This window comes from Mucilaginibacter sp. Bleaf8, assembly GCF_018390515.1.
In the GTDB taxonomy this organism is placed as follows: Bacteria; Bacteroidota; Bacteroidia; order Sphingobacteriales; family Sphingobacteriaceae; genus Mucilaginibacter.
The window spans coordinates 888,807-912,838 of the sequence record NZ_JAHBBK010000003.1; the positions used below are offsets into that span (position 1 = coordinate 888,807).

A 24,032-nucleotide genomic window follows, 5' to 3' on the forward strand; every position below is an offset into this window, starting at 1 on the left:
TATTTTTTGGCGAATATACAACATTATAAGCAGCTCTGATATAACCGCTATCTGATACCTTTTAAGCATGACTAAATAACCGTTTAAGGTTTGAAAGTTTAGTTGTTGGTCTTTAATCGTGCTTAGCGGTTTTTTGGATGTTATATCGCAGTAATTAAGCAGGTTTTTATCCTGATGGAAATCAAATACGCTGTTTGTAATCATTTTTAAATAGAAAAATGTGTAACAAATACATGATTGTTAGCCGCCGGGCTTAGTTTGGTGGCAGATTTAAATATATTTAATGCATAAAACTATTAACTAACGCAAAATGAAGAAACTTTTACTCTTTTGTGTTGCCTTGATGACCTTACACTTAAGCCGAGCCCAGGAAACATTCCCGGTAAATGGCTCGTGGGATGTACGCACAGGGCAATACGCCTTTACTAATGCTACCATTGTGGTAAGCGCCGACCAAACCATTACCAATGGTACCCTGCTGGTAAAAGATCAGTTGATTGAAGCCGTAGGGCAAAATCTGAATGTGCCTAAGGGATATGTAAAGGTTGATTTGAAAGGTAAATATATCTACCCTGCGCTGGTAGATGCCTTTACTACCTATGGTATACCCGAGGCGCCACGCCAGGCTACCGGCTTTTCGGGTTACGGCCGTGGTGGCGTACCGGTATCAACCAAGCCCGGTGCTTTTGGCTGGAACGAGGCTATCCGTCCGGATGTGAATGCGAAAAGTTTATTCCATGTAAATACAGCTAAAGCCGAAGAACTTAAACGTAACGGCTTTGGTACGGTGCAATCGTTGGTGCAGGATGGTATTGCACGGGGCACATCTGTAGTGGTTAACCTGGCCGATGATCGTGATAATGAAGTAATGCTGAATGATCAGGCTGCGGCTCATTACTCTTTCAGCAAAGGTACCGCTGCTACCAATTACCCATCCTCATTAATGGGCAGTATTGCTTTGCTGCGTCAAACTTACTATGATGCACAGTGGTACAAAGGCCAGAGCAAGGAGTACAATATCTCGTTAGCCGAATTTAACCGTACACAAGCTTTACCACAGGTTTTTGAAGTGAGCGATGTGCAGAGCATCCTGCGTGCTGATAAGATTGCTAAAGAATTCGGCAAGCAATATATTTTTAAAACCGATGGGCAGGAATATCAGCGCATTGATGCAGTAAAAGCAATTGGTGGCACTTTCATAATCCCGGTCAGTTTCCCGGCAGCGTATGATGTGGAAGATCCCATTGAGGCCCGCAATGTTAGTTATGCACAGCTGAAAAACTGGGAAATGGCACCTACCAATCCCGCCGCACTTGAAAAAGCCGGTGTCCGCTTTGCCATTACCTCATACGGTTTAACCAACCCGCGCGACTTTTGGTCCAATATCCGCACAGCTATTGGCTACGGATTAAGCGAAAAGCAGGCTTTAAGATCACTTACCGAAATCCCGGCGCAAATATTGGGTGTGAGTAATAAGGTAGGCACTTTGGCCAAAGGTAAAATGGCCAATTTCATTATCACCTCGGCCGAACTGTTTAAGCCCGACAATGTAATTTATGAAACCTGGACCGGTGGCCGGCAGTTTGCCATCAGCAAAATGGAGCTTACCGATCTGCGTGGTACCTATACCTTAAGCGGTACTAATTTAGCTGCTTCAACACTTATCATCAGTGGCACGCCTGGTAATTACGAGGTAAGCTTATCCCGTACCGGAGCCGACAGCGCCCGTACCCGTGGCAGCATTACCCGTACCGGCGATATAGTGAACTTGTATTTTGATTTCAAAAACAAACCATCTGGCAATATCCGTTTAGGCGGTTACATTTCCTCCACATCGCCAGTTACCTTGCGCGGCGATGGCATTATGCCCGACGGCTCTTCAATAAAATGGACAGCTACTTATTCGGGTACAGCGCCGGGCAACAGTGGTAGCCTGGCCGGTAAAAGCGGTACGCCTGCGGCTAAATCAGTTGCGTCGGTTGGGCAGGCCATTTATCCGTTTACAGCCTTCGGCTATACACAGGTGCCTAAAGCTGAAACGGTATTGTTTAAAAATGCTACCGTTTGGACTAATGAAAAAGAAGGTGTTTTGAAAAATGCCGACGTGCTGATTGAGAATGGTAAAATTAAAGCCGTTGGAAAAAACCTGTCGGCCGGCGGAGCTAAGGTGGTTGATGCTACCGGCAAACATATATCGCCCGGCATAGTGGATGAGCACTCGCACATTGCTGCATCTAACGGTATTAATGAAGGTACGCAATCCGTAACCTCAGAAGTGCGTATTGCCGATGTAATTGACGGCGAGGATGTAAACATTTACCGCCAGCTGGCTGGCGGGGTTACTACTTCGCATATATTACACGGTTCGGCCAATGCTATTGGTGGGCAAACCCAGCTCATTAAGCTGCGTTGGGGAATGCTGCCCGAGCAATTGAAGTTCGAAGGCAGCGATGGTTTTATCAAATTTGCGCTGGGCGAAAACGTAAAGCAAAGTAACGTGCCGCAGCAATATGGCTCTGCTTATACCCGCTTTCCGCAAACCCGTATGGGTGTGGAGCAGGTGTATGTGGATGCCTTTACCCGCGCTAAAGAATATAAAGCAGCGCGTGCAGGAAAAAACAGCACTGCCCGCCGCGATTTGGAACTGGACGCTTTGGCCGAAATTCTGGATGGCAAACGCTTTATTACCTGTCACTCTTATGTGCAGTCAGAAATTAACATGCTGATGCACGTGGCCGATTCTATGGGCTTTAAGATCAATACTTTTACCCACATTTTAGAAGGGTATAAAGTGGCCGATAAAATGAAAGCGCGCAAAATTGCAGGTTCTACCTTTTCTGACTGGTGGGCTTACAAGATGGAAGTGGCCGAAGCTATTCCGTACAACGGTAAGCTGATGCACGAGGTGGGTGTACTTACTGGCTTTAATTCAGACGATGCCGAAATGGCCCGCCGCCTTAATCAGGAAGCAGCCAAAGCGGTTACTTATGGTCAGTTGGGTCAGGAAGATGCATTAAAACTGGTAACGCTTAACCCTGCCAAAATGCTGCATGTGGATAACCGCATTGGCAGCTTAAAGCCGGGTAAAGATGCTGATTTGGTTGTATGGTCTGATAACCCGCTATCCGTTTATGCTGTTGCCGAAAAAACTTATGTTGATGGCGTGCCTTACTGGGATTATGCCAAAGATGCAGAGCGCCAAAAAGCCATGAAAGCCGATGAAGGCCGCATCATCCAGAAAATGCTTGAGGCTAAAGGCAAGGGTAACAGCACACAGCGCCCGGCCTTTCAGCGCCCGCGTTTATATGAGTGCCAGGATATTGAAGAGAGTGCCTACACCGTAGCCGATAGCTATAACGGCATGCTGCAAAATCAGGCGGCACAGCAATCCCAAAACAAAAATTAATCCTCGTTAAAGTACAGATATGAAAAAGAAATTTTTATTAGGTTTTGGAGGATTAATGCTCAGCACCGTCCTCTCATTTGGGCAGGCCAACATTATGCCTGCAAAAGCACAGGCGGGGCCGGTTGTAATTACCGGCGCTACCATACACATAGGCAACGGGCAGGTAATCAACAATGGTTTCATTGCTTTTGATAAAGGAAAAATCACCGCCGTTGGCGAGGGAACCGCGCCTGCAACTACCGGCGCTACGGTAATCAATGCAGCAGGCAAGCAGGTTTATCCGGGCTTTATTTGTCCTAACACCTCACTTGGGCTGGTTGAGTTTGAAGCGGTTCGGGCTACGGATGATGAAACAGAAACTGGTGAGCTCAATCCGCATATCCGTTCGTTAATTGCCTATAATACCGATTCTAAAGTTATTCCTACCGTACGGTCAAACGGTGTGTTGCTGGCACAGCCCACACCGCAGGGCGGTGCTATCTCGGGCCAGTCGTCAGTAATGATGCTGGATGGCTGGAATTGGGAAGATGCCGCTTATAAAACAGATATAGGCATTCACATAAACTGGCCGGTTGCACGTGCTGCGCGCCGCCGTGGTTCTATAACGCCGGGGCAAGGTCAGGAGTCGCCTGCCGAGCGTGCGCAAAAACAAATTGATGAATTTACCAGCTTGTTTGCCCAGGCGCAGGCTTATGCCGCTGGCAGCAAGCCTGCCGTAAGCAATGTGCGTTTAGCCGCCATGAAAGGTTTGTTTGATGGTTCCAAAAAACTGTTTGTAAATGCCAACGGTGCCAAAGAAATTTTGCAGGCCACTAATTTTGCCAAAAAGTTCGGTATACAACTGGTGATAGTGGGCGGTAAGGAATCCTACCTGGTGGCCGACGTGCTGAAAGACAATCAGGTGCCGGTAATTATTCAGGAAACCCAAGCCCTGCCCGATAAGGACGAGGATGATGTATACCTGCCCTATAAACTGCCGCATTTGCTGCAGGATGCCGGTGTGCTTTATGGCCTTAGCGGAATCGGTTTCTGGCGTCAGCGTAATTTGCCTTTTGAGGCGGGGCAGGCTGTAGGCTACGGCCTAAGCAAGGAGCAGGCCGTATCAATGATTACCCTGAACAATGCCAAAATTTTAGGTATTGATAAAACTACGGGTACGCTTGAAACCGGTAAAGATGCCAACCTTTTTATATCAACCGGTGATGCCCTGGATATGCTAACCCTGAATGTAGAGAATGCCTTCATCAAAGGCAAATCCATCAATCTGGACAATCTGCATAAGCAGCTGTACCGCCGCTACAGCGAAAAGTACAGTTTGACACCCAAGTTGTAATTAATTAGAATGTTTATAGTTTAAAGCCCTGCCGGATGCGATATCCGGCGGGGCTTGTTTATTTTATTAAAGGTCGTCTTTAGTGGTTTTAACTAAGCCGATACCCGAAAAGAAGAATAGCAAGGCGATAATGCCAATTACAACCTGCGTTGTAGTGCTGGCTGTGTGTTGGATTACCGTTATACCGGTATAAATTAATCCGATAATACCCAATACCGTAAGTATTGCGCCAAAGGTACGTTTCATGTTCATAGTGTTGTTTTATTAATTTTAGTGATGTGTTCTATCTTTTAGTTTATTAGCTATATTTATTGCATATAAACACTATTTTATGTCAGCCGTTTGGATTATTATCGCATTTATTTTATTAGTTGCATTATTTACCTCTTTTGTAACCATAAAGCAGGGTACTATAGGTGTTACTACTATCTTTGGTAAATATCAACGTATACTTTTACCCGGTCTTAATTTTAAGATTCCATTAATTGAGGTTGTGTATTCGCGCATCTCTATCCAAAACCGTTCAGTTGAGCTGGAATTTCAGGCCGTTACGGTCGATCAGGCGAATGTTTATTTCAAAGCCATGCTGTTGTACTCGGTGCTTAATCAAAGTGAGGAGGCCATCAAAGCAGTAGCTTTTAAATTTGTGGACGAGCGTAACCTGATGCAGGCGCTGGTTCGTACCGTTGAAGGATCCATCCGCGCTTACGTGGCTACCAAAAGGCAAAGCGATGTGCTGATATTGCGCCGCGAAATTGTAGAGCATGTAAAAGAGCAGATTGATAATATACTGGAAGGCTGGGGCTATCATCTGCAGGATCTGCAGCTCAATGATATTACTTTTGATGAAGTGATCATGAAATCCATGAGCCAGGTAGTGGCATCCAATAACCTGAAAGCCGCTGCCGAAAATGAAGGCCAGGCACTGTTGATTACCAAAACCAAGGCCGCCGAGGCCGAAGGTAATGCTATTAAGATTGCCGCTGAGGCCGAGCGCCAGGCATCGCAGTTGCGCGGTCAGGGTGTGGCGCTGTTTCGCGAAGAGGTGGCTAAGGGTATGACGGTAGCCGCCAAAGAAATGCACCAGGCCAATATGGATACCTCCGTTATCCTGTTTACCATGTGGACGGAAGCCATCAAGCACTTTTCTGAAAATTCAAAAGGCAACGTTATCTTCCTCGACGGTTCTGCCGAAAATATGGAACGCACCATGAAAGAGATGATGAGCTTAAATATGTTGCATACTGTTAACGAGCCGGATAAACGCCGTTAGGGCCCAGCTAATCGTTTGCCAGGGTAACACTTGCTTTGTTTGCTGCGTAAAAAGGAATGCTTCCGCTTTAAACCTTCAACGCATAAGTAAATCAAACTAAGCGATAATTTTATAGTTCTGGTAATACATGAAAAAGTTAGGAATGCGGGTATGGTTGATAGTGGCAATGTGCTTAAGTGCGATAAGCTGGGCAAAAGCGCAGCAATTATACCGGCAATTAACGCCTAATGATTTTGCCGGTAATGTACCGGTTGGCAGTGAGGCTTACATTGCTTACACCAATTGCAGTGTAACTATGAATTATCAGGCTAATCCGGGCCGCAACGGGTATTACCAGCTGGCATTTGATGTGCAACTGGTTATGAACCGAAATAAATCGTGGATGAACCGCCAGCGCATCACCTCGCCCGAGATGATGGCCGAAGTGTTACGGCATGAACAGGGGCATTACCAGCTTGCTTATTTAATGCGGCAGGAAATGCAGAGTGCACTGAGCCAGGCACGGTACACAAACAATTACCAGGCGCAGGTTAATGAGATCTTTAACCACATCAATCAAAAATATAAACAGCTTAATGCAGACTATGACGAGGATACCAACCATATGCTCGACCGCAAACAGCAAAATGCCTGGATAGACTGGCTTAATAAAGAAGTTAGTGCGGTTAATAACCTGGCTATGAACGATTAATAGTTTAATAGTTTCGTTTTTACAAACGCCTTAAAATAAAGTAGGTCATGCTTACTAAGCATGACCTCTCATTACTAAAACACTAACGGATCGGCTAATAAAAAATATATATAGAGATATTAGGGGATCTACGAGACCGGATAAGCTTATCTAAAGCTTCGGTTATTAAAAACCACAATTACGTTGGCAACTACTAATCCGGTTATTAAGGCAATCATGGTTTTAAAATCTTATTCTTCAACTTATCTGTATAATAGAAGACAAACGCTGTTCCAATAATAAAAACCATGCTAAAACGGGCTTATAGAGCACTTTTTAACGGTTTGCCAAGTTTTATGAGTAAGCATTTCCCCGCCCCATAAGCTTAATTTGTGGAAAAAGAGAGGGTTTGTTCCCCAATGGGTTTATTGACGGGAATTTGGTAGATTAATGAGTAGTTCTATAAGCCTCGGATCCGCCGGCGCTTTCTAACCACAGGTTCTTTTGTTTTAGGCAACTCTTCGTCAAAATCTTCAAATGCATCATAGCGGCGGGCCATTTTGGCAACGCGGTCTTCCAGGCTTTCAAGGGATAGTTTTTCGCGCAGGCCATCTACCAGTATCGGGAAGGCGAATGGGGTAGGGCGTGCTATCTGCTTAATAACAATTTCCTGCTTTTGTATTCGCTGTAAAGCCGCGCGTAAGCGGAACTCTTCTAACTGGTAAGCCAGCGCCTCGTTGTAAGCCTGACGTACCAGCAAATTGTTGGGTTCGTATTCTTCAAATACATCAAACAGCAGCGATGTGGAAGCCTGCAGGTGCCGGTTTTTAATCTGCTGACCGGGATAACCGGTAAATACCAACCCGCCGATGTGTGCAATATCCCGAAAACGGCGACGGGCCATTTCATTTGCATTTAAGCTGTTCTGTATATCTTCCAGCAGATTTGTAATTCTGAAAAGATCTTCTTCCAGCGCTTCCATTAAGGGTATGGCATCATCTGTAAGCAGTTCAAAGCCATAATCGTTCATGGCTATGCTGTAGGTGGCGTTTTTGATTTGACCAATGCGGTAAGCAATTAACGATGCCATACCCTCATGCACCAACCGACCTTCAAAAGGATAAAAAAACAGGTGGTGCCCATCGCGCGATTCAAAAGCCTCGATAAGCAGCTCATTTTGTTTGGGCAGATGTGAAAGATGCCCCTGCAGGTCAAATAAGGATCGCAATGCAATGGCTTCTTCATCTTTTTCCTGGTGCAAAGCCACTTCGTTAAGCTTTTGCCGCAATACTTCGGATAGCTGAGAAGACAAAGGCATGCGCCCGCCTGCCCAGCTGGGTATGCGCCCTTTGGTAACGTTTGATTTTTTAACGAACGCCGTCATTTCCTTCACATACATAAACTCTAAACTGCGGCCTGCAAACCAAAAAGTATCACCGGGTTTAAGGCTGGCAATAAAGCCTTCTTCAATAGTGCCCAACCCGCCGCCATGTAATAGTTTAACGCGCAGGCTTAAATCGCTGGTAATGGTGCCAATGCTCATGCGGTGGCGCATGGCCACACGGCGGCTGTTTACTTTATATAGTCCTTCTTCTACCTCCACTTTCAAAAACTCATCATATTGCGATAGTGTGGCGCCGCCTGTAGTAATAAAAGCTAACAATTCTTCAAACTCGCCACGTCGCAAATCTGCGTAAGCAAAGGTGCTTTTAATCTCGTTGTACAACTCGTCGGCCCTGAAACCGTCTGACACGGCCAGGGTAACCATGTACTGTATAAGCACATCCATGGCCAGCAGGATCGGGTCGCGACTTTCAAAAGTCTGACTAGCGATGGCCTCTTTCAGCGCGGCCCCTTCCATTAACTCCAGCGAGTGCGTAGGTATAAAATACGCTTTGGATGTAGCGCCGGGATGGTGCCCGCTCCGGCCGGCCCGCTGCATAAACCGGGCAACGCCTTTAGGGCTGCCTACCTGTATTACCGTATCTACTGGTCTGAAATCTACACCCAAATCCAAGCTGGATGTACATACCACCAATTTCAATATGCCTTGGTGCAAGGCCTGCTCCACCCAGTTGCGCAGTTCATTATCCAGCGAGCCGTGGTGCATGGCCATAATGCCCGCATACTCCGGGTAATTATTCAGGATGGCATGATACCAAATTTCGGATTGGGCGCGGGTGTTGGTAAATATGAGCGTGGTTTTGCTTGCCGCCACAATTTCCATCACTTCGGGTAATAACTTGAGCCCGATATGCCCCGTCCACGAGTAATTCTCAATGTTTTCGGGGATAACCGACTGTATCTGCAGCTTTTTATTGATATGCGCCCGCACCATACGTATCCGCTCTGCCGGAAAATTATTACCCAGCAACACCTCAGCCGCCTGCTCCAAATTACCAATGGTAGCACTGATGCCCCATATTTTGAGGCGTAAGGCAGCGGGGTGCGAAGATTGAGGAGTGGTGAGCGAGGAAATGGAATTTGACGTGTCCCTGCTCTTTCTTTCTTCGCTCCCCGCTCCCAAACTCCTAAGCTTCGACAAGCCTAATTCTACCTGTACGCCGCGTTTGGTGCCCAGCAACTCGTGCCACTCATCAATCACCACTACCTGCAGGCTTTGGAACAGTTTGGGATAGTCTTTTTGGGCCAGCATCAGGTGCAGGCTTTCGGGGGTGGTAAGTAATACCTCGGGTAGCTTTTTGCGCAGCGCCTGCTTTTCGGCTTGTGAAGTGTCGCCAGTGCGGGTAGCCACACGCCAGGGTAGGCCCAGCTCGTCGCATACCTCCTGCATAGCTTTGCGGATATCGTTGGTAAGAGCCCGCAGTGGTGTTATCCACAACATTTGTAACCCGTTGTTGGTACGGGTCTGATACGTGTCGGGGTATTGGTTGATGTAACCAACCAGAAAGGGTAAAAACAGCGCAAAAGTTTTGCCACTTCCTGTCGGGGCATTCAGCAAACCGGAATTGCCTTCCAGGTAAGCGTCCTGCATTTCCTGTTGAAACGGGAATTGCTGCCAGCCTTTCTGGTTAAACCAATCGTTTATAATTTGTTGCCCTTTGCCCATGCTGTAATTATACAAAACAACGCCGTTTTAGTTGTGCTGCACTATATAAACGAAAAATTTAGTGGTATAATACTTGTAATAAATGAGGTATGACTAAGTATATGCCTATGCTCTTTGCAGCTGCATTATTAGCAGCCTGCAATAACAGACCGAATACACAACAAACCGAAACCCAATCCGGACAAACCGAAACATCTGCTAAAACCGAAGTGGTAAAACAAGATACCGCAAGTGCTGATAAGCTGATTGTTCCGGGAAAGGCCATAGGTCAAACTCAGATAAATGAAGATGCAGCCCGCGTAGTACAGCGGTTAGGCAAGCCCGATGGTGGGGATGCCGCTATGGGTAAAGCGGTGTCGATATGGTATGCGCATCATGATACCAGCGATTATCAAACAGCCGTTTTTAGCTCGCGCCAGGTGGGTACGGCCGATGATACCAGCCGGGTAAAACAAATCCGCATTACATCGCCCTGGTTTGTTACTAAAGAAGGTGTACATGTAGGTTCAGCATTGCAGCAACTAAACGATGCTTACCCGCTTAAAAAAGTAGCTCACTTCACCGAAAAAGGTAATCGTTATGATTTATACGAAACTAACCAGGGGATAGCGTTTGAGGTGAATGCGCAAAATAAATGCACCGGCATAGTAGTACACGAAAGGGATAAGCAGGCGGCTGGTACTTACTTGCCATTTTATTCAAACCTGGTTAAGTATTAACAGCCGACAGCTGGTTTAATTTATTACTTCATTTCAGGGAATGCTTTTTTAAGCTGGGCCTGAAACTCCGGCAAATGGGCCTGCATTTTTTGCTGGCCTATTTGCATGCCTTTTTGCTGTAATAGTGCCATTTTTTGCGTCATTTTTTTACCGGCAGGGGTAAGATAGAATTGCGTGATCTGCTTTAATTCAGGCTCACTAAATTCTTGCGCATATAATTTAGCCAAATCAGGCTTTAGCGCGCTATAGCTCATATATTTGCTTAAAAATCCCATCATCAGTTCTTTGAATTTCGCTTTTTTATCGGCAGGTACCTGTGCACTGCTTACATCAACCATGTTGCTGTACATGCTGGTGAGCTGGCTGGAAACGCCGCTGGCATCAACCAAGGCTTCGGCTGTTTTAAGGCGCGATGCCGGAATAGCGGTTTGTGCTTTGGCTGCTGTACCAGCTACTATTAATAAGCAAACTGCAAGGTGTTTAAGTTGAAATTTCATGTAGTTAAATTTTGATAAAGATACGCTTATTGTACATAACCCACAGAATAGCCATCCAAAACAGCACATAGGCAATTGCCCATGCCAGTGAGGCGTTGAGCGGCGAAAAGTAGGGCTCAAAATATTTGTGGTACAAGCCGTAGCTCAGGCTCATGGGTTCGCCATCAAAACTTATTTTAATTTTATTCATGGCACGGGCCATCATGCCCGATGCTACAAACACCACAATGGCATTCATGCCGTATACTAAAAAAGGTTTGATAAAGCGGCGGTAACCATGCACGTCAATCAGCCAGTAGCATAGGGTTAAACAAGCCATACTCAGGCCACCCACAAATAAAACGTATGAGCTGGTCCATAGCGCTTTATTGATCGGGAAAAACGTATTCCATACTAGTCCTGTCCCAACTAATAGCGCTGCAGCAAAAAGTAAGCGGTATACTTTTGTTTTATCGGTTACGTCTTTACGTTTTAACCATGTGCCTGTAAGCACACCAAGCAACCCGGTGCCAATGGCTGGTAAGGTACTTAGCAAACCTTCCGGATCCCAGGTCTTTGATTCTTTCCATAAATGTGCAGTGGTAAATATGGTACGATCCAGCCATGCACCTAAATTGGTTTCGGGCTGCAAGTTAGCCGGGCCAACGCCCGGCACAGGTACAAACGTCATGAGCAGGTAGTAAACCACCAGTACAAAAGCGATGATGGCTGCCTGAACTTTTGTGCCTGTTTTTATGAACAACAACCCGCAAATCAGGTAAACCAAAGCAATGCGCTGTAATACACCGGGTATGCGGATGGTACCCAGATCCCAGATCAGGAACGTTGACATGAGCAGCCCCAGTGCAAAAATAATCAGTGCCCGGCGAAGCACCTTGGTTATCATTTTGCCATGATTAGCCACGTCGGCCCTGGCGCTTTGCATGGCGTAAACTACCGATACGCCCATGATAAACAGAAAGGACGGAAATACCAGGTCGGCTACGGTGCAACCGTTCCATGCAGCATGTTCTAATGGTGTATAGATATGGCCCCAGTCGCCGGGATTGTTAACGAGCGTCATGGTAGCAACGGTCAGTCCCCTGAAAAAGTCAAGCGATTGCAGTCGTTGTTTCTGTGTGGCAGGTTGTATAGTTTGCATAGTTGCTGTGTTAGGTTTGATGTTGGTTTATTCAACTTGGAGGCTTAAAGTACAATGTTTTAGGCAGGCCTGCAACTCCTGTTTTTACTATCGGTTAATTTCGCTATTTTTAAACCATGCCATCATTAAACCGTAATCTGCAAAAACTTTTTACCATCACACAAAAGCCTGAGCGCCTTATTATTGGCTTAATGTCAGGCACGTCGTTAGATGGGTTGGATATTGCGGTGTGCCGGTTCTCTGGAAACGGTTTTGATACAAGATTTGAGCTGCTTAAATTCATTACGCTGCCTTATGATGATGCGTTCAGGCAGGAGGTTAAGCAGGTGTTTGCCCAACGGCAGACTGATCTGGAAAAAGTTTGTTTGCTAAATGCCCGGATAGGTATGCTGCATGCAGATATGATTAAGCAGGCACTACGGCAATGGGGATGGGATTTTTCTGCAATTGATATTATTGCCAGTCATGGCCAAACTATCTATCACGTCCCCCGGCGCTTGCATGGCGGCGAAAGCTGGCCAAATGCAACCTTGCAGATCGGTGATGCTGATCATATAGCGGTGCAAACCGGTATTATCACCATCAGCGATTTCAGGCAAAAGCATATTGCTGCAGGCGGTGAAGGTGCACCCCTGGCTTTGTATGGTGATGTTTTGCTGGGTTCAGATGCCCGGTGTAATCGCATTTTGCTCAACATTGGCGGTATTGCCAACCTAACGTGGCTGCCTGCAGACCGGAACGAAATTATTTGTACAGACGTGGGCGCGGGTAATACTTTAATTGATGCGGCCTGCCGGCAGTATTTCAATTTACCTTATGATGCGGGCGGGCATATTGCAGCCAGCGGACAAGTACATCTGGCCTTACTCGATGCATTGCTGGCTCATCCGTTTTTTGCCGAAGCGGCGCCTAAAACAACCGGCCCCGAACTGTTTAGCAGTGATTATGTACAGCAGGCACGGCAACGTGCCGACGCTACGGACATACTTGCGGCTGACCTGGTTGCCACCCTGTCGGCCTTTACGGCCGAGGCCATTGTACGTTTTGTAAAATACAGTATAATGGGCAAGCCCGATGAGCTTTTGCTAAGCGGGGGAGGCGCTCGGAATAAGTTTATTGTAGATTATTTGAAACGGGCATTGCCGGGCGTTAAAGTTGCAGATACCGATACTATTGGTTTAAATGCAGATGCTAAAGAAGCTATCCTGTTTGCCTTGTTGGCTAATGAGGCCTTATGCGGCGAGCCTGTAGTGGTAGGAAATAACCCTGCTGTACTGATGGGGAAATTTAGCTTTCCGGTATGAAATTACTAAAAGGAAAGCAGGTTATAAAAAAAGCCCCTTAAGTGAGGGGCTTCATTTTTAGTTATCTTTATTTTCAGCAGCTTCTGATAATAAGCGGCCGCCTTTGTAGTAATATCGCGTCCAGTATGGGTCGGCAAGGTAGCTAATCATTACGCCTTTGCTTGATGAGGCATGAGCGAATTTGCCGTTGCCAATATAAACACCTACGTGCGTAATGGCTTTACTGTGAATTTTAAAAAATATCAAGTCGCCTTCTTTCAATTCCTCTTTACCAACAGGATTAACCATGCTGAAGATGTTGCGGCTGTTATTGCCAATAGAGGTATTGAAAACCTTTGTGTACAATTGATAAGCAAAGCCAGAGCAATCAATACCGCGTTTGGTATCGCCGCCTAAGTGGTAAGGGGTACCAATCCAGTCATACACAAACTGGAATAATTTTACGTTTGATGTAGCAGATAACGCTACACCCATTATTTGTGAAAAGTAATCTTTGGCTAAACTTTCTTGTTCGTCATTCTCTTTTGCTGGTGCATTTGGAATGCTTTTTGTTTGTGCCTGCGTGCTTAAAATACTCAGGGTTAGGGCAATAGCCAAGGTCAATTTCTTCATCTAATCAGCCGTTCTTGGGGTAAAATCCTTTACTTGTTTATTAAACTGGACACGGGTGTCTATTGTTGAAGACAAAACTATAGATAAATTTCAAATATCCAAATCTTGAAAAGAATTTATTCTAAAATTAATTTACACTCGTCCGACAGTTAAGCCTATTACGTAAGCAGCCTTAAAAAGGATAATTATTTTTGATAAAAATTTCACTTTGTGGATTTTTTACGAGGATATAATTAGATTTGCGCATTCTCAAAAACAGAAATTGATTCTTATATAATGAGTTCAATCGAAATTACAAAAGACACCTACCTGATGTGGTACGAGTCTATGCTGTTGATGCGCAGATTCGAAGAAAAAACAGGCCAGTTATATGGTCAGCAAAAAATCAGAGGATTTTGTCACTTATACATTGGGCAGGAGGCTGTTTTAGCCGGAGCCATGTCGGTATTGCGCCATGAGGATGGTATGATTACCGCCTATCGTGATCATGCTCACGCTTTAGCTAAAGGCACCCACCCAAATGCGGTGATGGCCGAAATGTATGGTAAAGCTACCGGTTGCTCAAAAGGTAAAGGTGGTTCCATGCACATGTTCGATAAAGAGAACAACTTCTACGGTGGTCACGGTATTGTAGGTGGCCAGATTCCACTGGGTGCCGGTATTGCATTTGCCGAACAGTTTAAAGGTACAGACAACGTATGCGTTACTTATATGGGTGACGGTGCTGTTCGTCAGGGTGCTTTGAACGAAACCTTTAACATGGCTGCATTGTGGAACTTGCCTGTTATCTTCATTTGCGAAAATAACGGTTACGCAATGGGTACTTCAGTAGCTCGTACTACTAAAGAAACCGATATCTATAAATTAGGTTTACCTTACGGTATCCCTTCATCACCGGTTGATGGTATGGATCCTGTAGCTGTACATAATGCTATGGATGAGGCTGTACAACGCGCACGCAAAGGTGAAGGCCCAACCTTCCTGGAAATGCGTACTTACCGTTACAAAGGTCACTCCATGTCCGATCCGCAAAAATACCGCACTAAAGATGAGGTAGAGAGCTACAAAGCAAAAGACCCTATCGAAATAGTAAAACAAGCTATTGAAGAAAAAGGCTACGCCGACGAAAAATGGTTTGAGGAAATTGCCGCTAAGATTAAAGCCCAGGTTGACGAAGCAGTTAAGTTCTCTGAAGAATCACCATGGCCTGAAGCTTCTGAACTATACACCGATGTATACGTACAGCAAGATTACCCATACATCAGAGACTAACCTATTTTTACATTATTTAACCCCAAACTATTCATCAATATCATATGGCTGAAGTAGTTAAGATGCCGAAAATGAGCGATACCATGACCGAAGGGGTTATCGCAAAATGGCATAAAAAAGTTGGCGACAAGGTGAAATCCGGCGATTTACTGGCCGAGGTAGAAACCGACAAAGCCACTATGGATTTTGAATCCTATCAGGAAGGTACCTTATTGTACATTGGTGCTGAAGAAGGTGCTGCTGCTCCTGTTGACTCTGTGATTGCCGTTATTGGTAATGACGGAGAAGACTACAAAGCTGCTTTGGAAGGTGCCGGTTCCGGCGCTCCTGCTGCTGAAGCTAAAGAAGAAAAGCCTGCCGCTCAGGCCGAAGCTGCTCCGGCTGCAAAACCGGCTGCTGCTCCTGCTGTAGATACATCAAACATTCCGGCCGCTGTTATTCGTATGCCGCTTTTGAGCGATACCATGACAGAAGGCGTTATCAATAAATGGAACTTCAAAGTTGGCGACAAAGTAAAGTCTGATGACTCACTGGCCGACGTTGAAACCGACAAAGCTACCATGGAAGTGGTAGGTTACGAAGAAGGTACCCTGCTTTACATTGGTGTAAAAGAAGGTGAAGCTGCCAAAGTAAACGACATCATTGCAATTGTAGGTAAAGAAGGTACGGATGTTACCCCATTGCTGCAAGGCGGTGGTAGCGCTCCGGCACCAGAAGCTGCTGCTCCTGCTGCCGAAGAAGCTAAACCTGCTCAGGAAGCTGCTTCAACCGAAAGCTCATCTGCTGATGATAGCCGTGTAAAAGCATCTCCTTTAGCGCGTAAAATTGCTAAAGATAAAGGCATCAACTTAAACGATGTAAAAGGTTCAGCCGAAGGCGGCCGCATTGTGAAGAAAGATGTGGAAAGCTTTACGCCATCTGCTAAATCTGCCGAACCAACTGCAAGCGTTGCACAGGTACAAGCCGAAGAAGCTGCCAGCGCCAAAGCTAAAGAAGGCGCTGCTAAAGCAGGTCCAACCATTACTTTGGCACCGTTTGTAGGCGAAGAGAAATTCACCGAAAAACCGGTTACCCAAATGCGTAAAGTGATTGCTAAACGCTTAAGCGAAAGCTTGTTTACTGCACCTCACTTCTTTGTAACCGTTTCAATTGATATGGATGCTGCTATGGTGGCCCGTACCAAAATGAACGAAGTGTCTCCGGTTAAAATTTCTTTCAATGACCTGGTAGTTAAAGCCTGTGCGGTTGCTTTAAAACAACACCCTGCTATCAACTCATCATGGTTAGGCGACAAGATCCGTTTCAACGAGCACGTGAACATCGGTATCGCTGTTGCGGTTGATGAAGGTCTGTTGGTACCGGTTGTTCGTTTTGCTGATGGCAAATCACTGAGCCGCATCAGCGCCGAGGTGAAAGAATTTGCTAAGAAAGCAAAAGACAAGAAACTTCAACCAGCAGATTGGGAAGGTTCAACTTTCACTATCTCTAACTTAGGTATGTTTGGTGTGGATGAGTTTACTGCCATCATTAACTCACCTGATTCATGTATCCTGGCTGTTGCCGGTATACAACAAGTACCGGTTGTTAAAAACGGTGCTGTTGTTCCGGGTAATGTGATGAAAGTAACCCTAAGCGCCGACCACCGTACGGTTGATGGTGCTACCGCAGCTGCGTTCCTGCAAACTGTTAAATCATTGCTGGAAGAGCCGGTTAGATTACTGATCTAATATTGCATTCAAACAATATATCAAAAGGCCATGCACATTGCATGGCCTTTTTTGTTTAGTAGTTGTATGGAAACTTTTGCCGATAAGGTACTCAGCTTTAACCGAAGCCTGGTTTATACAGGCGGGCCGCTGCCGCAAGGCATTCGTATACTTAATCCTTTTCAGGAGTCGCCGCAGGCTATATCTATAGCTCAGCAGTTTTATCAAAAGTATTATCATGACACTAACAAACGTCATATCATAGTGGGCATCAATCCCGGCCGGTTTGGCGGTGGTATAACGGGTATTCCGTTTACCGATCCTAAACGCCTCGAAAAGGAATGCGGCATCCGGTATGAGGGCTCGTCAGCACACGAGTTATCTTCGGTATATGTGTATGATGTTCTTAATGCCTTTGGTGGTGCGGCGGCTTTTTATAAGCATTTTTATATAAGCTCGGTTTGTCCGCTTGGCTTTACTACGGTTGATGCTAAAGGCAAAGAAAAGAACTATAATTATTATGACAGCAAAGAACTGACACAGGCGGTTTATCCTTTCATTGTAGATAGCTTTAAAAAGCAAATTGAACTGGGTATACATACCGATGTTGCTTTTTGCTTTGGTAACGGTAAAAACGAAGCGTTTTTGTGCAAGCTTAATGCAGAGTATGGCTTCTTTGGCCGCATTGTAGCCTTGGAGCATCCGAGATTTATAATGCAATATAAACTGCCAGCAAAGCAGTTTTACATAGATAAATATTTGGATGCTTTCCGTTCTGAGTTGTAGCAATTACCCTTGCTGTTACCAATAGTTTGGATAAGCAACAGCAAGGGTAATTAATGATATTAGCGTTTAATTGTTAGCGGCTAACTCATTCTTGCTTAACAAACGTGCACTTTCGGCCAGCTTAATAAATTCTGCCTGGTAACCTTCCTTGTCCTCACCTTTGGCGGCGCGGGCAATGTCAATGGCTTGTTTAAAGGTAGCTTTCTGTTTGTAATCGGATTCGCGCAACAGCAGACCCACTTCGGCCACCGCAGCTGCAAAGCGAAAGTCGGCCGATGTAGTTTCAAAAGTTTTAGGTCTGTCCATCACTATAGCTTGGCTCAGCTTGCTTTGCGATGATGTGGGTTCCTTATACCTAAACTTAATGGTCATCATTTCGGACGAGCTGTTGGTTATGGCCGATTTATCTGTTTTCTGATATTTGAGTGGATCTACGCTGGTTGTAAAATTGTCTTTCACGCCCGTAGGAATTATTTCATAAAAAGCCGTAACGGTATGCCCGGCGCCCATGTCGCCGGCATCTTTTAAGTCATTGTTAAAGTCTTCTTTATTGAGCAGGCGGTTCTCATACCCAATCAGGCGGTAAGCCTGCACCTTGGCCCCGTTAAATTCAAGCTGTAGTTTTACATCCTTAGCCACGGTAAACAGTGTACCGCCAAACTCGCTTACCAGGGTTTTGCGTGCTTCGGTAATATTGTCGATATAAGCATAGTTACCATTGCCTTTATCGGCCAGGGTTTCCATCTTACTATCTTTATAATTACCCATACCAAAACCCAGTACCGACAGGAAAATACCGCTTTTCCGTTCCTGTTCAATCAGGTGTTGCATATCCTGATCGGATGAAGCGCCTACGTTGAAATCGCCGTCGGTAGCCAGTACTACACGGTTGTTGCCTGCTTTTATAAAATTGTTTTTAGCAACCTCGTAAGCCAGTTTAATACCCTGCCCGCCCGCAGTGGAGCCGCCAGCACTCAGGCGGTCAATGGCGTCTTTAATAGTTGTTTTCTGGTCGCCGGGCGTAGCAGGCAATACCAGTCCGGCAGCGCCGGCGTACACTACAATAGCTACCTTATCCTGCGGGCGTAGCTGATCTACCAACATTTTTAACGACGATTGTACCAACGGCAATTTATTGTAAGCATTCATCGATCCTGATACATCGATCAAAAAAACGAGGTTACTGGCCGGTAGTTTCTCAGTAGCTACCACTTTGGCTTTTAACCCGACGCGCAGCAGGCGGTGTTGCGGGTTCCAAGGAGCGGCGGCCAGTTCAGTATGGATGGCCACCGGCTCGTTATTTGTTGGAGCCGGATAATTGTAGCCAAAGTAATTTACCATTTCCTCAATACGTATGGCGTCTTTTGGAGGCAGTTGCCCGTTGTTGATGTAGCGGCGTATATTACTGTATGATGCGGCATCCACATCAACACTAAAGGTAGAAAGCGGATTGTCCTTCGGGTTCTGAAAAGTGTTTTCTACCAATGGCGCGTACGATTCATCTGTCAGATCGAGCTGCGTAAAGTAGCCAGGATTTGGTACAACGGCTTGTTTGCTTTTTGCCTTGCTGTTTTTGGTGGTAACAATAATAACACCGTTTGTAGCCCGTGAGCCATATAGGGCTGTTGCTGATGCATCTTTAACTACGTTTATTGATTTGATGTGCTTGGGTTTGATACCGGCAATATTGTTAACAGGTACGCCATCCACAATATAAAGCGGTTGCTTACTATTGGTACTGGCTATGCCTCGAATTGTCAAATTCGATGCTGCACCTGGGCTTCCGTTAGCGGATATACTATGTGCTCTGCCTGGTAATGCTTTTGTTATGCCGTTCACCTGCATGCCGGGTAATGTAGCAATACTACCCGTTAAAGATACCTTTTGCTGCGTTCCATAACCAACCACTACCACCTCATTTAAAGAATTGGTATCAGCTTTTAAGTAAATGTCAATCCTTTCTTTTTTACCAACGGCTATTGTTTGGCTTTGAAAGCCGATAAACAGGAAGGTTAGTTTCTTTACATTTTGCGTAAGTAGCAACCGGTAATGTCCGGCGCTGTCCGTAATGCAGCCTGTGCGAGTACCTTGGGCAATGATGTTTACGCCGGGTAGAGGTTGCTTGCTCTCATCATAAACAGTGCCGGTGATGGTGCGGTTGCTACGTTGTGCCCAGGCGGTTAGGCTTAGTAATAGCAGCAGTAAAAGTGTAAGCTTTTTCATGGTTGTATAGTTTTGGTTTTTATAGAAGATGCAGTAACCGATACATTTCCATAAGCCGCAGAAAAAAATTATTTTACATCCGTTCATGAAACTGTTCAGCCTCAACAAAAAGCCCGTTACAGAAGGTGATGAAGACCTGCTGCAACGCTATCGCCAAACCGGCGATTTGGCTGTGCTTGGACAGCTTTATGAACGCTACATGCCGCTGGTTTACGGTGTGTGCTTAAAATATTTGCAAAATGAGGAGCAGAGTAAAGATGCGGTAATGCAGATATTTGAAGAGCTGATTGTTAAAGTTACCCGGCACGAAGTAAAGCAGTTTAAAAGCTGGCTGTATGTGCTGGCCCGTAACTTTTGTTTGATGCAGTTACGTGCAGGTAAAAAAATGGAAACGCTAAGTATAGATGAGGTTATGGAATTTCCGTTTGTTTTGCATCCTGATGATAACAACGAACTGCAGTTGCAAGGTTTGGAACGTTGCATGCAAAAACTAACCGCCCCGCAGCAACAAAGCATCGATTTGTTTTACCTGCGCGAAAAGTGTTATAAAGAGGTGGCCGAAATAACCGGCTACACCTTAAACGAAGTAAAGAGCTATATACAGAACGGAAAACGAAACTTAAAAATTTGCCTGGAGACCAACCGTGAGCGCTAATAAGCCCGACATATCGCAAATAAGAAAGTACCTCGCTGGCGAGCTGGATGCCCGTGCTATGCATGAGCTGGAGCGCCAGGCCCTGAGCGATCCGTTCCTGATGGATGCGCTGGAAGGATATGAGCATAGCGGTAAAAGTCAGCAGGCTAATTTGGACGAGCTGAGTGGCAGGCTGCACCAACGCACGCAGGCTAAAAAGCGAGTGGACTTATGGCCTGCTATAGGCATGGCAGCATCAGTATTGTTATTTATAGGGGTAGGGGCCTGGTGGCTGTTACGCCAGGGGCGTGTAGAGCCAACGGCCCATCAACCGGTTGTTGTACAGTCGAAACCACACGAGTTAAAACCTGCAGGACCGGCTCCAACAATTGAGAGGTCAGGTAAAGAGTTGGTGCTAACGAGGCCACAAAAGCATAAAGTAAAAAGGGAGGTAACTCAAAAACCATCCCTTCCTGTTAAAGAACAACCGGTTTTTGCAGCAGCCCCTCAGACTAAAAAATCGTCATCAAATTACGGATATTTTAATGACGTAGATACATCGGCAAAATCAAATATGCTGAATGATGTCGTAGTGGTGGGTTATGGTACACAGCAAAAGGTATCTTTAACAGGTGCAATATCCACAGTTAGGGCCGATAGTGTAAACTTAAGTACTGCGCTGGCCGGCAGGGTTGCCGGAGTTGCTATTGTTCCCAAAAAAGGCAGGCCTGGAGCCAACCCTGCTATTCGTATTCGGGGTGTAAGTAGTGTAAAGGGGAATGAGCCTTTGTATATTGTAGACGGCATACTGGCAGACAAAGTGCCTGATCTTAAATCTACTGAAATTTTATCAGTGAATGTATTGAAAGACTCGGCTACAACAAGTATCTATGGCAGCAGGGCATCTAACGGTGTGGTGGTGGTTACCACCAAAAAAGGAGAGCAAAGCAAAAGCAAGCGCACTTCAGATAACTCAGAAATCATGTTAACCGGCCAGGTGGTAGGACGGTCTGATAAACAACCTTTACCAGGTGTGCAGGTTATTATTGATGGCACAAAAACGGGCGTACAAACTAATGCAGACGGACGTTTTGTTTTAAAAGCTCGTAAAAATGATATGCTTAATTTTCGCTTTATTGGCTATGAAGGTCAAAAGGTAAAAGTTAAAAATCAGGATAAACTGCAGGTGGTATTGAATGAGAGCCAGCAAGCATTATCAGAGGTAGTAGTTGTAGGCTATGGTACCCGGGATGGTATCATCGAGGAAGCTCATCCAGCTGCGGGGTGGTCTGATTTTAAAAAGTATTTGAAAGATAATGCCCGCTCACCCGATGGCAAGACGGGGGTGGTCAAGTTAAGGTTTATTGTAAATGCGGATAATTCGCTGAGTAATTTTGAGGTGAAGAAAAGCCTGAGCTTGGCGGCCGATCAAAAGGCGGTAGAACTCATCAGGAATGGCCCGGCGTGGCGGCATAATGTAAGCGGCGAGTCCGAAAAGGTTACCGTTCGTGTCCGCTTTACCGAATAATACATATTTTACATAGTAAGCCTATATTTAATATAGGCTTGTTTTCTATATTTAGCTTTCACCAACAATCATCATGAAAAAAATCGGAATGCTGCTGTGTGCAGCTGCTATATTGGGTGCGTGTAAGCAGCCGGCCCAAAAGGGGAGTCAGAGTTTTGATCAGGTACTTAATAACTATTACGAAGATCGCCTGAAGCTTTTTCCGCTTGATGCAACCTATGCCGGCGATAACCGCTATAACGACCAACTGCCGAATGACGGCTCAGGTCAATTTATCAATGAGGCCAAAAGCTTTTATGCCAAATACCTGAACGAGCTGCACAAATTTAAACGTGAAGATTTAAACGAGCAGGATCAACTATCCTACGATGTACTGAATTATCAGGCCGGCACCCAGTTAGATTACTATAAGTATCATTATGAGTATATGCCCTTTAACCAGATGTATGCCCTGCCGCTAACCATGGGGCAATTAGGTTCGGGTACAGGTGCGCAGCCGTTTAAAACCGTTATAGATTACGATAACTGGTTGAAACGCTTATCGGCCTTTTCTGTATGGGCGGATACGGCTATTGCTAACTTTGATAAAGGAATTAAGCACCACATTGTACTCCCTAAAGCCCTGGTGGCAAAAATGATACCGCAGATGCAGAGCATGGTAGTTAGCGATCCTGCTAAAAGCTTATTTTATGGCCCTGTAACTAATTTGCCCAAAGAGTTTTCGGATGCAGATAAGCAAAGGATTATTGAAGCTTACAATAAAGCCATCTTAACCGTAGTGGTACCAACCTATCAAAAGTTAGGTACTTATCTGCAAACACAATATCTTTCGCATGCACGCAGTACCTCGGGCCTTTCTGCAATGCCTGGTGGTATGGAAATGTACACCTACCTGGTAAAGCAGCAAACCACTACCAATAAAACACCGGAAGAGATTCATCAGCTGGGCTTACAAGAAGTAGCTCGCATACGCAGCCAGATGGACAGTATTAAAAATAAAGTAGGCTTTAAAGGCGGTCTCAAAGCGTTTTTTGAGTACATGAAAACCAATAAGCAATTCATGCCCTACAAAACGCCTAAAGAAGTGCTCAAAGCGTTTGAAAACATTCATAAGCGCATGGAGCCTAACTTGAACAAGATGTTCAATCACAAGCCTAAAACGCCTTTTGAAATCAGGCAAACGGAGGCTTTCCGTGCGGCATCGGCCAGTGCCGAGTATAACCAAGGCAGTGCAGATGGTAGCCGTCCGGGTATATTCTATGTGCCCATTCTGGATGCTACGCAATTTAATATCACTTCGGGTATGGAATCGTTGTTTTTGCATGAAGCCATTCCGGGGCATCACTACCAGATTTCCCTGACACAGGAAAATACTGCTCTGCCTAAATTCCGCCGCTTTGGCGGGGATAATGCCTATGTGGAAGGTTGGGCGCTGTACTGCGAATCATTAGGTAAAGAACTGGGTCTGTATCAAGATCCATACCAGCATATGGGTGCTTTGGGCGATGAAATGCATCGCGCCGTACGCCTGGTGGTGGATGTAGCCATTCATACCAAAGGCATGACCCGTGAGCAGGCCATCAAATACATGATGGACAATGAACCTATCAGCGAACAAGGGGCTACCGCCGAAATCGAGCGCTATATGGGTATTCCTGGTCAGGCGTTAGGCTATAAGATTGGTGCACTCAAAATACGTGAGCTCCGCACCAAAGCCGAGAAGCAATTAGGCAGCAAGTTCAATCTGGCCGATTTTCATGACCAGATACTGAAGGATGGCTCATTGCCACTTAGCGTACTGGAAAGTAAAATTGATAAATGGATAGTGAGTAATAAATAGCATTTGTTGTATAATGAA

18 protein-coding genes are annotated in these 24,032 nt (G+C 45.5%); 12 read left to right on the forward strand and 6 right to left on the reverse strand.

The window, feature by feature from the left end; all coding sequences use genetic code 11:
• Positions 1-310 precede the first annotated feature (310 nt).
• Positions 311-3,406, forward strand: a complete 3,096-nt coding sequence (locus tag KHS38_RS17390; RefSeq protein WP_213489805.1) for an amidohydrolase family protein — start codon at positions 311-313, stop codon at positions 3,404-3,406.
• A gap of 19 nt (positions 3,407-3,425) precedes the next feature.
• The gene (locus KHS38_RS17395) at positions 3,426-4,739 is read left to right on the forward strand and encodes an amidohydrolase family protein (protein WP_249665449.1); all 1,314 of its coding nucleotides are present in this window, start codon (positions 3,426-3,428) and stop codon (positions 4,737-4,739) included.
• A gap of 66 nt (positions 4,740-4,805) precedes the next feature.
• On the opposite strand, the gene KHS38_RS17400 is transcribed toward KHS38_RS17395, so the two are convergent.
• Positions 4,806-4,985, reverse strand: coding sequence for a hypothetical protein (locus tag KHS38_RS17400; protein WP_249665450.1), 180 nt, complete (start codon positions 4,983-4,985; stop codon positions 4,806-4,808).
• Between the two features lie 85 nt (positions 4,986-5,070).
• On the opposite strand from KHS38_RS17400, the gene KHS38_RS17405 reads away from it, so the two are divergent.
• Positions 5,071-6,012, forward strand: a complete 942-nt coding sequence (locus KHS38_RS17405) for an SPFH domain-containing protein (RefSeq protein ID WP_213489807.1) — start codon at positions 5,071-5,073, stop codon at positions 6,010-6,012.
• Positions 6,013-6,139: 127 nt separating this feature from the next.
• On the forward strand, positions 6,140-6,703 hold the full coding sequence (locus KHS38_RS17410) for a DUF922 domain-containing protein (protein ID WP_213489808.1): 564 nt from the start codon (positions 6,140-6,142) through the stop codon (positions 6,701-6,703).
• Between the two features lie 439 nt (positions 6,704-7,142).
• Here the strand turns inward: KHS38_RS17410 and KHS38_RS17415 are convergent, their stop codons facing one another.
• Positions 7,143-9,752 carry a ligase-associated DNA damage response DEXH box helicase gene (locus KHS38_RS17415; RefSeq protein WP_213489809.1) on the reverse strand — a complete coding sequence of 870 codons (2,610 nt, stop codon included), beginning with the start codon at positions 9,750-9,752 and terminating at the stop codon, positions 7,143-7,145.
• An 89-nt stretch (positions 9,753-9,841) separates the two neighbouring features.
• On the opposite strand from KHS38_RS17415, the gene KHS38_RS17420 reads away from it, so the two are divergent.
• Entirely contained in the window at positions 9,842-10,471 is a 630-nt protein-coding gene (locus KHS38_RS17420; RefSeq protein WP_213489810.1) for a hypothetical protein, read from the forward strand.
• Between the two features lie 23 nt (positions 10,472-10,494).
• Here the strand turns inward: KHS38_RS17420 and KHS38_RS17425 are convergent, their stop codons facing one another.
• Both KHS38_RS17425 and KHS38_RS17430 read right to left on the reverse strand, forming a co-directional pair.
• The gene (locus KHS38_RS17425) at positions 10,495-10,968 is read right to left on the reverse strand and encodes a DUF2059 domain-containing protein (protein WP_213489811.1); all 474 of its coding nucleotides are present in this window, start codon (positions 10,966-10,968) and stop codon (positions 10,495-10,497) included.
• Positions 10,969-10,972: 4 nt separating this feature from the next.
• Positions 10,973-12,109, reverse strand: a complete 1,137-nt coding sequence (locus KHS38_RS17430) for an acyltransferase family protein (RefSeq protein ID WP_213489812.1) — start codon at positions 12,107-12,109, stop codon at positions 10,973-10,975.
• A gap of 116 nt (positions 12,110-12,225) precedes the next feature.
• Between KHS38_RS17430 and KHS38_RS17435 the strand changes: the two genes are divergently transcribed.
• Positions 12,226-13,413: an anhydro-N-acetylmuramic acid kinase gene (locus tag KHS38_RS17435; protein ID WP_213489813.1), complete on the forward strand. Its 1,188-nt coding sequence runs from the start codon at positions 12,226-12,228 to the stop codon at positions 13,411-13,413.
• 57 nt (positions 13,414-13,470) lie between these two features.
• Here the strand turns inward: KHS38_RS17435 and KHS38_RS17440 are convergent, their stop codons facing one another.
• Positions 13,471-14,025: a C40 family peptidase gene (locus KHS38_RS17440; RefSeq protein ID WP_213489814.1), complete on the reverse strand. Its 555-nt coding sequence runs from the start codon at positions 14,023-14,025 to the stop codon at positions 13,471-13,473.
• Positions 14,026-14,301: 276 nt separating this feature from the next.
• On the opposite strand from KHS38_RS17440, the gene pdhA reads away from it, so the two are divergent.
• The 3 genes from pdhA (at position 14,302) to KHS38_RS17455 (ending at position 17,789) form a co-directional block, all read left to right on the forward strand.
• The gene (gene pdhA, locus KHS38_RS17445) at positions 14,302-15,297 is read left to right on the forward strand and encodes a pyruvate dehydrogenase (acetyl-transferring) E1 component subunit alpha (protein WP_213489815.1); all 996 of its coding nucleotides are present in this window, start codon (positions 14,302-14,304) and stop codon (positions 15,295-15,297) included.
• A gap of 44 nt (positions 15,298-15,341) precedes the next feature.
• On the forward strand, positions 15,342-17,024 hold the full coding sequence (locus tag KHS38_RS17450) for a dihydrolipoyl dehydrogenase family protein (protein ID WP_213489816.1): 1,683 nt from the start codon (positions 15,342-15,344) through the stop codon (positions 17,022-17,024).
• A gap of 66 nt (positions 17,025-17,090) precedes the next feature.
• On the forward strand, positions 17,091-17,789 hold the full coding sequence (locus KHS38_RS17455; protein WP_213489817.1) for a uracil-DNA glycosylase family protein: 699 nt from the start codon (positions 17,091-17,093) through the stop codon (positions 17,787-17,789).
• A gap of 66 nt (positions 17,790-17,855) precedes the next feature.
• On the opposite strand, the gene KHS38_RS17460 is transcribed toward KHS38_RS17455, so the two are convergent.
• Complete coding sequence (locus tag KHS38_RS17460; protein ID WP_213489818.1) at positions 17,856-20,012, reverse strand: VWA domain-containing protein; 2,157 nt, start codon at positions 20,010-20,012, stop codon at positions 17,856-17,858.
• A gap of 85 nt (positions 20,013-20,097) precedes the next feature.
• Here KHS38_RS17460 and KHS38_RS17465 point away from each other — a divergent pair, with 85 nt between their 5' ends.
• The 3 genes from KHS38_RS17465 to KHS38_RS17475 all read left to right on the forward strand — a co-directional run bounded on the left by KHS38_RS17465 (position 20,098) and on the right by KHS38_RS17475 (position 24,014).
• Positions 20,098-20,667: an RNA polymerase sigma factor gene (locus KHS38_RS17465; protein WP_213489819.1), complete on the forward strand. Its 570-nt coding sequence runs from the start codon at positions 20,098-20,100 to the stop codon at positions 20,665-20,667.
• Entirely contained in the window at positions 20,657-22,174 is a 1,518-nt protein-coding gene (locus KHS38_RS22485; RefSeq protein ID WP_213489820.1) for a carboxypeptidase-like regulatory domain-containing protein, read from the forward strand. The genes KHS38_RS17465 and KHS38_RS22485 overlap by 11 nt, the downstream gene beginning before the upstream one ends.
• A 73-nt stretch (positions 22,175-22,247) precedes the next feature.
• Positions 22,248-24,014, forward strand: coding sequence for a DUF885 domain-containing protein (locus KHS38_RS17475; RefSeq protein WP_213489821.1), 1,767 nt, complete (start codon positions 22,248-22,250; stop codon positions 24,012-24,014).
• The last annotated feature ends 18 nt before the right edge of the window (positions 24,015-24,032 follow it).

Coding starts and splice junctions, on each gene's coding strand:
- KHS38_RS17475 (WP_213489821.1), top strand. CDS start 22,248: ATGAAAAAAATCGGAATGCTGCTGTGTGCAGCTGCTATATTGGGTGCG.
- pdhA (WP_213489815.1), top strand. CDS start 14,302: ATGAGTTCAATCGAAATTACAAAAGACACCTACCTGATGTGGTACGAG.
- KHS38_RS17455 (WP_213489817.1), top strand. CDS start 17,091: ATGGAAACTTTTGCCGATAAGGTACTCAGCTTTAACCGAAGCCTGGTT.
- KHS38_RS17415 (WP_213489809.1), bottom strand. CDS start 9,752: ATGGGCAAAGGGCAACAAATTATAAACGATTGGTTTAACCAGAAAGGC.
- KHS38_RS17405 (WP_213489807.1), top strand. CDS start 5,071: ATGTCAGCCGTTTGGATTATTATCGCATTTATTTTATTAGTTGCATTA.
- KHS38_RS17425 (WP_213489811.1), bottom strand. CDS start 10,968: ATGAAATTTCAACTTAAACACCTTGCAGTTTGCTTATTAATAGTAGCT.
- KHS38_RS17430 (WP_213489812.1), bottom strand. CDS start 12,109: ATGCAAACTATACAACCTGCCACACAGAAACAACGACTGCAATCGCTT.
- KHS38_RS17410 (WP_213489808.1), top strand. CDS start 6,140: ATGAAAAAGTTAGGAATGCGGGTATGGTTGATAGTGGCAATGTGCTTA.
- KHS38_RS17400 (WP_249665450.1), bottom strand. CDS start 4,985: ATGAAACGTACCTTTGGCGCAATACTTACGGTATTGGGTATTATCGGA.
- KHS38_RS17420 (WP_213489810.1), top strand. CDS start 9,842: ATGACTAAGTATATGCCTATGCTCTTTGCAGCTGCATTATTAGCAGCC.
- KHS38_RS17395 (WP_249665449.1), top strand. CDS start 3,426: ATGAAAAAGAAATTTTTATTAGGTTTTGGAGGATTAATGCTCAGCACC.
- KHS38_RS17440 (WP_213489814.1), bottom strand. CDS start 14,025: ATGAAGAAATTGACCTTGGCTATTGCCCTAACCCTGAGTATTTTAAGC.
- KHS38_RS17435 (WP_213489813.1), top strand. CDS start 12,226: ATGCCATCATTAAACCGTAATCTGCAAAAACTTTTTACCATCACACAA.
- KHS38_RS17465 (WP_213489819.1), top strand. CDS start 20,098: ATGAAACTGTTCAGCCTCAACAAAAAGCCCGTTACAGAAGGTGATGAA.
- KHS38_RS17390 (WP_213489805.1), top strand. CDS start 311: ATGAAGAAACTTTTACTCTTTTGTGTTGCCTTGATGACCTTACACTTA.
- KHS38_RS17450 (WP_213489816.1), top strand. CDS start 15,342: ATGGCTGAAGTAGTTAAGATGCCGAAAATGAGCGATACCATGACCGAA.
- KHS38_RS17460 (WP_213489818.1), bottom strand. CDS start 20,012: ATGAAAAAGCTTACACTTTTACTGCTGCTATTACTAAGCCTAACCGCC.